At 39.5% G+C, this 12,299-nt stretch carries 9 protein-coding genes; 8 read left to right on the top strand and 1 reads right to left on the bottom strand.

Annotated elements, in window-relative coordinates:
- The first annotated feature begins 124 nt into the window (after window positions 1-124).
- From M886_RS13335 to M886_RS13310, 6 genes are all read left to right on the top strand, one after another.
- Window positions 125-454 (top strand): double zinc ribbon domain-containing protein, encoded by a 330-nt coding sequence (locus tag M886_RS13335; RefSeq protein WP_048037685.1) that lies wholly within the window; start codon window positions 125-127, stop codon window positions 452-454.
- Between the two features lie 5 nt (window positions 455-459).
- A complete protein-coding gene (locus tag M886_RS13330; protein WP_048051316.1) occupies window positions 460-1,140 on the top strand; it encodes a zinc ribbon domain-containing protein in 681 nt (226 codons plus the stop codon).
- 429 nt (window positions 1,141-1,569) lie between these two features.
- Window positions 1,570-1,725, top strand: coding sequence for a DUF1328 domain-containing protein (locus M886_RS17990; RefSeq protein ID WP_048037686.1), 156 nt, complete (start codon window positions 1,570-1,572; stop codon window positions 1,723-1,725).
- Window positions 1,726-3,183: 1,458 nt separating this feature from the next.
- Window positions 3,184-3,564 (top strand): hypothetical protein, encoded by a 381-nt coding sequence (locus tag M886_RS13320; protein WP_015412913.1) that lies wholly within the window; start codon window positions 3,184-3,186, stop codon window positions 3,562-3,564.
- Window positions 3,565-3,577: 13 nt separating this feature from the next.
- Window positions 3,578-5,119, top strand: a complete 1,542-nt coding sequence (locus M886_RS13315) for a flippase (protein ID WP_011034829.1) — start codon at window positions 3,578-3,580, stop codon at window positions 5,117-5,119.
- 320 nt (window positions 5,120-5,439) lie between these two features.
- Window positions 5,440-5,664 carry a hypothetical protein gene (locus tag M886_RS13310; RefSeq protein ID WP_226987618.1) on the top strand — a complete coding sequence of 75 codons (225 nt, stop codon included), beginning with the start codon at window positions 5,440-5,442 and terminating at the stop codon, window positions 5,662-5,664.
- Between the two features lie 273 nt (window positions 5,665-5,937).
- Here the strand turns inward: M886_RS13310 and M886_RS13305 are convergent, their stop codons facing one another.
- The gene (locus M886_RS13305) at window positions 5,938-6,198 is read right to left on the bottom strand and encodes a hypothetical protein (protein ID WP_152558039.1); all 261 of its coding nucleotides are present in this window, start codon (window positions 6,196-6,198) and stop codon (window positions 5,938-5,940) included.
- A gap of 74 nt (window positions 6,199-6,272) precedes the next feature.
- Between M886_RS13305 and M886_RS13300 the strand changes: the two genes are divergently transcribed.
- Window positions 6,273-7,085, top strand: a complete 813-nt coding sequence (locus M886_RS13300) for a YihY/virulence factor BrkB family protein (RefSeq protein WP_235203962.1) — start codon at window positions 6,273-6,275, stop codon at window positions 7,083-7,085.
- A gap of 446 nt (window positions 7,086-7,531) precedes the next feature.
- Window positions 7,532-11,929 carry a hypothetical protein gene (locus M886_RS19200; protein ID WP_235203961.1) on the top strand — a complete coding sequence of 1,466 codons (4,398 nt, stop codon included), beginning with the start codon at window positions 7,532-7,534 and terminating at the stop codon, window positions 11,927-11,929.
- Window positions 11,930-12,299: the final 370 nt, after the last annotated feature.

The following is a 12,299-nucleotide window of genomic DNA, read 5'->3' as shown; positions in this document are numbered from 1 at the left end:
TTTTTTATTATTCCAGATTTTACATATCATTACCGGAAATTTCAAAAACTACGATACAATAATTAATAATAGTTTATTTGTCCGGGCATCTTCCAGGCAAATGGAATTAAAGGGTTGTAGAAAGATGGCAAGTTATAAACATCCGTGTAAATACTGTGGGAAATTGATCGCTCGTGATTCCAATTTCTGCCCGTTCTGTACCCAGGAAAATCCTCTTGGGCCCATTAGATGCCCGATATGCCGATACCCTCTTGAGGACGGTGCAAAGGCCTGCGGTCACTGCGGCATTTTACTGTGGAAAATATGTGAAAGCTGCGGAAAAGAGACTTTTCTGGGGGACAAATGCAGCTATTGCGGTACTCCGATTATTGTTGTCTGCCCCAACCCCAAATGCAGGGCCGAACAGCCTCCTACAAACAGGAATTGTGTCAAATGCGGTAAACCGCTAAGGTGATAAAAATGGGATCTCGAAAGTCACAGCTCCAGCCTTTTACAAGGAATTATGAAGACAACAGTTCAGAATCAGGTTTCCAGTTTACTTTTTACTGTGATATCTGTCAGGATGGCTACAAAACAAGGTTCATAGAATCCAGGACTTATAAAAAGACGGGCATTTTCGGAATGGTAGGAAAAGCTCTTTCTGCTGGCTCTGACCTTGTAGGCCAGTACGGCGTTGGAAATGCAATTGAAAGAGGTGTGGACATCTTCAATGACCGCAAGCAGGGGATGTCCCCAGAATGGCGTAAAGAGTGGGAAGGCGCTTTTGAAATAGCCCAGAATGAAGCAAAAGAACATTTCCTCAGGTGCCCACGGTGCAAACATTATGTCTGCGAAGCCGACTGGAACGAGCAGGACAATCTCTGTGTGGGATGCGCACCAAGGGAAAATGTTGAGCTGACCGCAATAAGGGCGGAACGTATGGTAGATGAAATGAGGGAAAAAGCTGAAAATACAAGCGTATTCAAAGGGAATATAGAGAGAAGGCAGACTTTATGCCCTGAATGCGGTAAACCATCAGGTGAAGGAAAATTCTGCAATAACTGCGGAGCATCTCTTTCTCTCACAAAATGCCCGAATTGCGGAAATAAAGTGTCCATCGGCACCAGGTTCTGCGGTGAATGCGGAACAAAGTTGAATTAAAAGAATGGAAGAAGGGGCAGGGCTATGTGCAGCCCTATCTCCTTTTTAAAACATCTCATATATTTTGAACTTCATAGATTTATCAGGCCTTTTTTAATTTCCCTTTTTGTTATTCCCCTGAGCAGGATGGCAGGGGCAAATACCAAACCTTCTGAGATTGTTTCTTGATTTTTAGAGCTATTTATAATACTGCTTTTAAACTGTCATTGATACTGCACTTTACAAACTGTTAATGTAATAAAAGATGTGAAGAAACAATCTATTAAAAAGTCACAATAACAAAAACAACTGAATTAAAATGTCAATCTGCTGAATTCAGGATAAAGGACATCTTTTTCCGTAAAACCGAGTTACTTTGACAGTCAAATTATAAATACCTTTAATCTAATAATCAATTTATCAGTTAAATGAAGGTTGGGAGAGTAAAATATGGCGGATCTAATCGGATTAGCAGTTGTATTTTTAATTTTAGCATTAATTGCATATATATTGGGTGCGCGGGGAATTGCCGGTTTTTCTATGACTATCGCAAAATGGCTTGTTATAATCTTTGTTATACTTGCGATAATCTCGCTGATTTTATGACGGTATCCCGCATTACAGTTGTGCTGTAAAGGTGATAATGGCATAAAGCAGTTTTATGTCCATGGATCTTTTTTCACCTTAAAAGATAGAAAAGCCGTCGAGACAGAGTTTTTTGTTATCTGGTGTAATATACGTCATTGATATTGCACCATATTTACTATTTTTCAAGTTTTCTTTCCTTTAAATTCATTGTTTTTTATAGACAAATGTATTTTCATAATCTGAACAGATGAGCTCAGTGCATTCATAATCGTTATTTTATTCTGCGGAGCTCAATGCATTTCTAATTGTTATTTTTTCTGTGATAGGAGACAATATTTATTCGTAACTCATATTTATTCAACACTGTTGATTTTTAATGATTCGGCTGTATAAAGTTGAAATCTGACAACCTTTTAGAGAATACTGTATGGAAAATTTTTGTTCAAGATAAGAAGAATAATAATAATGATAAATCGTGATGTTTTTTTGACTTTATTGCTTTAATCTGCTTTTCAGAAACGAAGTCTTTTTGATCCAACCTCCAAACAAAAAAACAGTAAGAAAAAACGCCTCCTGCTCCCTAAAATCCCTACATGAGGAATAAGTTTAGAGATGTCCGAAAAAGGCAAATCAGAATTCTCGGTTTTGATAGAGTGTTATTGAGGCTTATTTACGGAAATGGTGCCCTAATATGGCTCCAGGGTCTGAGCCCGAATGATGAAATTTACATAAGAATCAGGCCTTCAACAGGACATTCAGAAAAATACATTGTAAATGACTTTTTCTCTTCGGTACCTGTTTAACCCGATAATGATAATCAGGCGTTCGCATAGAAACGTTTAAATACTTAGTTGAGCAGGTACTCCTACTAAAATTTGGGGGAACTTTCAATGAAATTAAATAAGTTGGAGCTTCTCCTATTTTAAGAAAAAAGATCAAGCTTACAAAACGCACGCTATTGCCTGTCAGCAGCTAACAGGCACCCAGGCCGGCTGCTGGTTCTTTGAAGCAATGGCTCGTATCCCTAAACAGCTATTGTGCAAAAAAGGGCAGCAGGTTCAAAACTGGTTTGCTGAAATCCGCGGAAATGGAAAATAAGCTGCCTTTTAAGATGCCGGTGAGCATTACCCGATGCCACCGGTAAAAATACCCAAAACCATCTGGCAGAAAACCTGACAGGGTACTGCCATGCTTATGCTTTGAATCAGTTTCGATTCGAGCCAGAACCCTATTTATCCGAGCAATCGGAGCCCTACCCCGATCCAACGCATGGGGCGCTGCCTGAGAAGATCTACCCAACCCTAATTTCTCGGTACTGCAAGAAGTCCAGCTATCATTGAGTGTTCAGACACTTAATCCCGGAAACTGAATCCAGCGGGAAACCCAGCCCGTGGTTCAATCACATCCTGCCTGGACTCCAGCCCCAGCACAATCGAAGACCTATCTTCATCCAACCCAAAAGGTCGTAAGCGAACCATGTCGATTGTTTATCAGAAACCCCAGTTAGACACTGTCCTGGCTCTCCCTGAAGCAACAGGGCAGGAAATCGAGCAAAGAAACAGAAACGACAATACATTTAAGATTTCCAGCTGTTTTAAGGAATTTGAAACAGCAGACTTTGAAACCCTGAACCCTAAAATGAAATTTTCTATCCATCCCGCTCCCCATTACATTTCATCAAATGCCAGCACCCTATCAGGCAAGATGTGCACGGTTGAAGAATCAGGTTTAGCTCTACTGAAGACTGCAAAGAAAATCTTCCTGGACTTTAATCGGTTAACTGAGAGTTATCCAGTCGTAACTGACAGGGCATCAGAACTCTGTTCCTGCCCTAAAACCCCGGAAAACAGGAATTAAGGCGGGGAGCTTCATGTCAGTTAACGAATCTGTTAACCGGATAGTGGGCGGTTCCGGTGTAATACTTGCAGGGACCTTCCTCGGGATGCTTCTCGACATCCTTATTAAAAAAGTAATGACATCTCACCTCTCGCCAGCCGACTTCGGCACATATTCCCTTGCGCTGACCGTGATATCGATCACAGGTGCTGTCGCAACCCTCGGACTCAATGAGGGGGTCCCGAGATATATTGCGTTCTTCAGGGGCAGGCAGGAGGAACAGAAGGTACATGAGTTAATAATATCAGCAATACTCATGGGCCTGATTGCTGGTTTGCTAGCCATCCTGGTCTCACCTTCACTCTTCGAAAGCCTGGCAGGAAAAGGATTTGATGCACAGGGCCAGATTCTGTCCGTAGTCAAGATCCTTGTCTTTGCTATCCCGTTCACCATACTCCTGAACCTCACAGTAGCAATCTACAGGGGATTCGACCGCACGAATGTTAACATGTACTTCTATAACATCATAAGACCTTTATCCCTGCTCGGATTTGCTTCAGCTGCCGTATACTTCGGAGCGTCCCTTAAAGGAGTAGTATTTGCAGACCTGATTTCAATGGTCTTTACTTTCAGTATAATGTCGGTATACTTTGTAAAGAAGCCGCCGGTAAAGCCCGAATGGAAAATTAAATTCAGCGAGCCCACCAGACAGCTGATAAGGTATTCATTCCCGCTCCTGATAACTGCAACCCTGCTGAACCTCATGAGCTGGATAGACACCATAATGCTCGGTTATTTCAGACCGGCTGAAGTTGTGGGAGTTTACAACGCAGTGTACCCTATTGTTGGGTTCCTGTCCCTTGTAATAGCCTCCATGGGCTATGTGTATGTCCCGGTAGCATCAAAGCTGTGGGGCCTTAACAAAACTCAACCTGTTGGTTCGATATATGCGGTAATGACCAAATGGTGCTTCCTACTTACATTCCCGATCTTTGCACTGATATTCGTGTACCCTGAGTTTCTTATCACTAAACTCTACGGAGCGGAGTATGTAGGCGGTACAACGGCCCTGCGCATCCTTGCCATGGGGTTCATAGCAAACTCATATTTCGGGTTCAACTACCATACCCTACTGGCTTCCGGGGACTCTGACTTCCTGATGAGGTGTTCGGTTGCAAGTGCAGGAATTAACGCAGTTGTTAACTTCATGCTTATACCTGAATACGGCATGATAGGTGCAGCTATAGGAACTGCCGTATCCTATGCATCCATAGAAGTTTCAATGACCTTAAGAGCCTGGAGGAAGCAGAAAATGCACCCCTTCACTTCAATGTACAGAAAACTGACCCTGGTTTGTGTTGTCATGACCGCAACCATGCTGGCTGCAAAAATAATAATTCCACTTTCAGGAGCAGCCTGGGAGTATGCAGTTTTCATCATCGTATACTTTGCAGTCATTCATTACGCAAAGATACTGGACAAAGATGAGATAAGCATGGTAGACGAGATAAGGAAAAACATCAGGCAGAATGTCAGTGTTCATGTCCCTCAGGCAATAAAGACTCTCGTACCATAATTTGTCTGGGATTTAAATAATCGGCAAAAACTCTCTTTGAGAGATGCCGATCCCTTTTTTAATTTAATTAAATTATAAGACTGCAAACATCGATATAAAATTAAAAACCTGAGATTTGTTTTTTCAGTCGTTTCTGTCGAAAAATAGAAAAGATTATATGAAGTGAAGGAGTACAGGTCAGTATTAAATATTTTAAACAATCGCTGGCTTTAAAAAGGAGAAAGTAGAAAAGAGTAGAGACTATGAAAAGAGACAAGTTTTCCGGAACCAGAAAAAATGATAATAAATCCACCCCCTGTACAGGGATTTGTACAGGGATTATGTCTGTACCAAAAATATGCTCTTTTTCAAAACCAATGCAAAAAAGTCCCGTTTCTGAGAGAGGAAAGTCAATACTCACTGATAACAAAATTCCTGAAGCAAAATCCCATAAAAAAGGAAATTATGATAGTGTATCGCGCAAAGCTCCAATATTTTCTTTACCTTCTTTTATAAGGATAAGAGCCACGGATAAGGACGGAAACACTATTGAAGTTACATATTGATTAACTTAATTATTAGAATCAACAAAAATATTTATGAGAACCATAAAAGACCAAACAGCCAGATTAAACCTTTAGGGTTACAAACTTTCTCATTTTATTAAATATCAGACGTTCACTCTGATTTTTAAAGTTATTTAAGGGCTGGATTCGAATCTGGAAGAATAATAAATAAATGATAGCTAGTTCTAAGATTTGAGCCAAAATTTTAAACCAGAATTTTGAAAAAAAGCTCTAGATATTCTGAATAAGAACGCTCAGGTTTTAAGGTGATTATTATTCTGAAGGAAAGAAGTATAACCTCTGAAATATCTCTGAAATATCTCTGAAATATCTCTGAAATATCTCTGAAATATCTCTGAAATATCTCTGAAATATCTCTGAAATATCCTGAAATATTTCTGAAATAACCTGAAATAACCTGAAATAACCTGAAAAATCTCTGAAATATTTCTGAAATATTTCTGGAATCAACTTTTGCGTATATGTTATTTTTCTTCCTGAAACCTTTCTTTCATTTTCAGGGAAAAAGGTCAATGGGCAGTTATAAAAGACATTTAATAAAATGAATCACATCATTGGTTGGGGAAATTATGAAGCCTGGGTATACTTTGGATCTGGTTACCAGAACAGTAAAGGAATGGATGGAGGATGACGCAAAGACTCACAGTGCCGCACTGGCATTTTATTTTGTGTTAAGCCTTCCTGCTCTTATACTATTTTCGATATCATTGGGAAGTATTTTTTTAAAATCAAGCCGTCTTCAGGAAAACATAATCGAGTATCTGCAGGGTTCGGTTGACCAGAGCATCATAGATATGATGTATGCGCTTTTCGAAAACACCCCTGAGGTAAATTTCCTCTCACTCGGAGCGTTAATAGGTTTTTTGCTCCTGCTCTGGTCTGCAAGCAATGTTTTCAGGCAGTTGAAGGACTTCCTTGAGAAAGCCTGGGATATCAAACATGTAGAATCCAGTACCATTAAAGACTTTATAAAAAATGCAATCGTCTCTTTTTTTATAGTTATAGGTATTGGAGGGCTCCTTGTCTTCAGCATACTTATCGAAGGAGTGCTTTATACTGTTTCCAGGCTGTTTCAGGGAGTTTTTCCCTTTTCACCTTCCGTTGCCCAGTATACCGGGTCAGCAGCCAGCTTCCTTATCCTTGTACTTTTTTTTATGCTTGTATACAGGGTACTGCCGGATACAAAACTTGGACTTAAACCTGTGTTTGTAGGGTCGCTAGTGACGGTAATTCTCATAACTATAGGCAAGTATGCAATGAGCCTCTATTTCCTGTACAGCAACCCTGTAAGTGTTTATGGAGCAATCGGGTCAACAGTTGGATTATTTCTCCTGATATATTATTCTTCAATTATGATTACAATTGGTGCTGAGTTTACAAAAGTTTATTCTGAATTATAACAATCCTGTTTTTAACGTTCTCTTTTAATATTGGAAAAAAATTAGGAATTTAATATAGCAAAAACAGATTTCTATTGTCGTTTTCCTTTTTTGTGCGTTTTGAGAAAGCTGTTCTCCTGTTCAGGAAACTAAACTCAAAGAGCAAAGCTCATGCAATTGAAAAACTGATTTTAAACATTATTTGAAACTTATTTTTCACTTAGCAATAATGAATACTTTTGCTACAGAAAATATTATATTATTATTTTTATTTGGAACTTTTATAATACAAAATAATAAACTTTTCTATATTATCCAAAATAAGAATATTTATATTAACTAATAAAACTTAATCTTTAATTAAATTTTTTATACATCCATAATTAGAAATTAAAATACACCTATGACCAGATTTGGAAAAGAATTTGAGGGAAAGTTAAAAAATTTCGTATTAGGGGTAGGATCAGATGGAATTAAACAAAAGAACGGTAATTAGTTGTGGGATTTTTTTCGTTTTACTTTTAATTACCATAGGGAACACATCTGCAGGTTCGGAACAGAACTCTGCTATCTACGAAGACAGGATAGTTTGGCAGGATGACAGCAACGGAAGTTGGGATATTCAAATGTACAATATTTCCACTTCCACTAAAACTCAAATAACCAGTAATGAAGCAGACCAGAAGGGTCCTGCTATTTACGGGGACAGAATAGTCTGGACCGACTGGCGCAATGGAGGAAGCGGATATTCCTGGGATCCCTCTGTAAACTGGGATATCTACATGTATGATATTTCCACTCAACAAGAAATTCAGATAACCACCAGTGAATCAAATCAGAGTGAGCCTGCGATATATAAAGACAAAATAGTATGGCAGGACGACCGCAATGGAAACTTAGATATTTACATGTATGATATCTCCACATCTACGGAAACCCGGCTCACAAACAATTTATCAGATGAAATGTCACCGGATATTTATGAAGATAGAATAGTGTGGAGTGAAGATCAGGTGATCTATATGTATAATATCTCCACTTCCACGAAAACCCAGATTACTCCCTACTGGTGGGGCTGGAACGGAGGGTCTGATGAGTATTATGGAGATATGACCCGGAATCCTCTCATTTACGGAGACAGGATAGTTTATGAGGCTGAAACCGGAACAGGAAACTACCTGATTGAGGTTTATGACCTGTCTAATTCCACCACACAAACCATCGGTTTGATAGATGATGCATATGGTCCTGCAATTTATGGTGACAAGATAGTATGGCTGAACATTCCAGGTGGCACTCCTAAAAGTACCGAAGAAACCGGGGATATTTACATGTACGATTTTTCTACTTCTACGGAAACCCGGATAACCACAAATGATTCAGATCAGTTAGAACCTGCAATTTACGGGGACAGAATAGTATGGACCGATTGGCGAAATGCAGTGAGTTATGATGACGCTTCGGATATCTATATGTACGACCTCTCTAATTCCGAAGAAATCCAGATTACTACAGCTGAGGAAGAACAGCTGACACAGGGTACGGAAACCCGGATCACTACAAATTATTCAGACCAGAAGGGTCCTTCTATTTACGGGGACAGAATAGTCTGGACCGATTGGCGAAATGGAAATGAGCATGACTTTATAAATGGCGATATTTACATGTATGATATCTCCACTTCTACGGAAACTCAGATTACCGACAATAAATCATCTCAGTCCACACCTGCTATCTACGGAGACAGAATAGTGTGGTCTGATTATCGCAATGACAATGGAACTTACATGAATTCTGATATCTACATGTATGATCTCTCAACTCATAAAGAAACACAAATCAGTACCAGTGGATCAGCATACTCGCCTGCTATTTACGAGGACAGGATCGTGTGGCAGGATTGGCGTAATGACAATGGTAGTTATACAAATTTAGATGTTTACATGTATGACCTCTCAACTCACAAAGAAACTCAAATCACTACCAATGGATCAAGGCAGTACGATCCTGCAATCTATGGTGACAGGATAGTATGGTGTGATTCTCGAAATGGAGACGATTATAATCCATTGGATATCTACATGTACGATCTCTCTACTTCCAGGGAAACTCAGATTACCACCAGTGAATCAGTATCCTCGCCTGCTATCTACGGGGACAGGATAGTGTGGAACAGTCAAAAGATAAATGGAAATGGAGATATCTACATGTACGACCTTTCTACTGGCATTGAAACTCGAGTAGTCCCCAGTTCGTCATCATCTTATTCGGCTATATATGAGGACAGGATCGTGTGGGAGGACGCTAAGAAGTATAATGGAAATTCTGATATCTACATGTACAATCTCTCTACTTCTACAAAAACTAAGATTACTGCCAATGAATCAGTACGATGGTGTCATCCCAGTATCTACGGGGATAGAATAGTATGGGAAGATGTACGCAATGGAAACAGAGACATCTACATGTTTACCCTCGCTTCGTCTGAAGTGCCACCTCTCGATGATAATGAGACTGATGAGGGTAATGGATCAGACAATGAAACTGAGGTTCCTGACAATGACTCAGATAATGGAGATGACACAGGATCAGACAATGAAACCGAAGGCGTGGAAACCCAGATAACTACCAGTAACTCAAACCAGTTAAATCCCGATGTCTACAGTGACAGAATAGTGTGGCAGGATGAACGTAATGGAGGAAATTCAGAATATTGGGATCCCACTGGAAACTGGGATATCTACATGTACGATGTTTCTACTTCCACGGAATCCCAGATAACCGCCGGTGAATCATGTCAGATCAATCCTGCTATTTATGGGGAGAAGATCGTGTGGGAGGATGACCGTGATGGGAAATCCAATATCTACATGTATGACCTTTTCACTCAACAGGAAACTCAGATATCAACAAGCGGAACCGCGTACTATCCTGCAATCTATGGGGACAGGATTGTTTGGAAGGATACTCGAGATGAAAAATCCGATATTTACATGTATAATATCTCTACCTCTCAGGAAACTCAGATATCAACAAAAGGAATAGCTTATGGAGGCAAACCTTCCGGTCCTGATATATACAAAGATAAAATCGTGTGGCAGGAACTGGAGGAGTTCGCCGACTTCACCAATCTTGTCCTGTACAACCTTTCCACTCAACAGGAAACTCAGATAACCACCAGTGGATACGGAGGAGTAAGTATTACTGGTTTCTACAGTTTTGCTATCCATGACGATAAGATAGTGATGTGTACTCCTGTTGGAGATGATGCCAGTAATATCATGGCGTATGATATCTCCACTCAGGAAACAGCCGATATTGGTAGTGGAAAGCCATTGAGTCCTGATATTTACGGTGACAGGATAGCGTACGAGGAAGTGTCATGGGAGGGTGACTACGTTGATGACCCATACCACTATTATTATAATATTTACGTATATGACCTTGCCACTGAACAGGGAATTCAGGTCTCCAATAGCGGAACAGCTTATAATCCCGCTATTAACAGTGATAGGATAGTGTGGGAAGATAGGCGCAATGGAAATTCTGATATCTACATGTTTACCCTCGCTTCATCTGAAGTGCCACCTCTCGATGATAATGAGACTGATGAGGGTAATGGGACAGACAATGAAACTGAGGTTCCTGACAATGACTCAGATAATGGAGATGACACAGGATCAGACAATGAAACCGAAGTTCCGGACAATTGTTCTGAATCAACTCCTCTTGATATTATACAGGCTCTCAAGGAATATGTGGAATGTACATATGAATGCCATGAGAAGACCAGAACAGGGCTGGTTTCTCTCCTTGATAAGGCTATGTGCTACTACGAAAAAGGTGAAGATGAAAATGCCATCTGTACGCTTGAGTCTTTCATTCATCTAGCCGAAAAAATGAAGGAATGCAAGAAGATTTCAGCTGATGAAGCAGGTTACATGATAAGGGAAGCACAGAAAATTGTCGACCAGATGGATGAAGGAGATGGAACAGACAATGGCATTGAGGTTTCAGACAATGACTCCGATAGTGAAGCAGGCAATGTAACTGACGAAGTCTGCGCAGAAACAAAACCAGTTTCTAAACCCGAATGTGAAGAAAATAAACCAGTATGTAAACCAGAATGCGAAGAAACTAAACCAGAATGTGAAGAAACTAAACCAGTATGTAAACCAGAATGCGAAGAAACTAAACCAGAATGTGAAGAAACTAAACCAGTATGTAAAGAAACTAAACCGGTATGTAAACCAGCCTGCGAAAAACCAGAAAAAGTAGGTGAAGAACCCAAAAAAGTTTGTAAACCTGCATGCGAAGAAAATAAAGAAGTAAAGAAGACGGTCTGCGAAGAAACTAAGCCGGTATGTGAAAAACAGAAAACATCCTGTGAAGAACAAAAACAGGTTTCTGAACCAGCCTGTAAAGAAACTAATTCAGTCTGCGAAGAAACAAAACCAGTATGCGATGAATCTAAACCAGTTTGTAAACCAGTCTGTAATTACATTGAAGAAGTAAGTGAAGACGCTGGAGAAGTGAGTGAAGATAAAGAAGAAAGCTCGAATACTGAAGAAGAAGTTTCTGAACCTGGAAAGAAAGAAGAAGTCGTGGTTGAAGAAGTTTCCGAACCTGAAAAAGCAATTTCGGAGCCTGTAAGGAAAGAAGAAGTAAGCCTGAATACTGAAAAAGTAAGTGAAGATGAAGAAGTAGGTGAAGATGAAGAAGTAGGTGAAGATGAAGAAGTAGGTGAAGATGAAGAAGTAGGTGAAGATAAAGAAGTAGATGAAGATAAAGAAGTAGATGAAGATAAAGAAGTAAGTGAAGATGAAGAAGTAAATGAGGATATCGATCAGATAGTGACAAATTAAGGCTTAGGATTGAAGTTAACACATTCAGGAAGTGATAACAAAAAACCAGTGACCTCATATTCAATCATCATTTTTTTCTTTTTGCGTTTTTGAGAAAGCCGCTCTCCTTCGTCTAACGGGACAAATTTGGCATGAAAAGAACACTGTCATCCCAAGGCGCAATTCAGGAAGTTAAAACTTAAGGAGCAAAGCTTGCACATTTTAAAAACCTGATTTTAAACACATTTTAGAATTTATTTTCTATTTAGCAATTATGAAAACTTTTGCTTCAAAAAATATTATATTTATCATCATTATTCCGCAATTTCACAATACTAAATAATAAACATTTCTATTTCATTTAAAAGAAGAATATCTATATTCTCTCATA

The organism is Methanosarcina soligelidi (genome assembly GCF_000744315.1).
GTDB lineage: Archaea > Halobacteriota > Methanosarcinia > Methanosarcinales > Methanosarcinaceae > Methanosarcina > Methanosarcina mazei.
Note: the sequence above shows the minus strand (reverse complement) of the source record. Positions and strands in the feature narration are given on the sequence as shown.

What these genes read in the sequence shown, in the direction of transcription:
- M886_RS13310 (WP_226987618.1), top strand. Translation starts at nt 5,440, where the DNA reads ATGTCTGTACCAAAAATATGCTCTTTTTCAAAACCAATGCAAAAAAGT.
- M886_RS19200 (WP_235203961.1), top strand. Translation starts at nt 7,532, where the DNA reads ATGGAATTAAACAAAAGAACGGTAATTAGTTGTGGGATTTTTTTCGTT.
- M886_RS17990 (WP_048037686.1), top strand. Translation starts at nt 1,570, where the DNA reads ATGGCGGATCTAATCGGATTAGCAGTTGTATTTTTAATTTTAGCATTA.
- M886_RS13330 (WP_048051316.1), top strand. Translation starts at nt 460, where the DNA reads ATGGGATCTCGAAAGTCACAGCTCCAGCCTTTTACAAGGAATTATGAA.
- M886_RS13335 (WP_048037685.1), top strand. Translation starts at nt 125, where the DNA reads ATGGCAAGTTATAAACATCCGTGTAAATACTGTGGGAAATTGATCGCT.
- M886_RS13315 (WP_011034829.1), top strand. Translation starts at nt 3,578, where the DNA reads ATGTCAGTTAACGAATCTGTTAACCGGATAGTGGGCGGTTCCGGTGTA.
- M886_RS13320 (WP_015412913.1), top strand. Translation starts at nt 3,184, where the DNA reads ATGTCGATTGTTTATCAGAAACCCCAGTTAGACACTGTCCTGGCTCTC.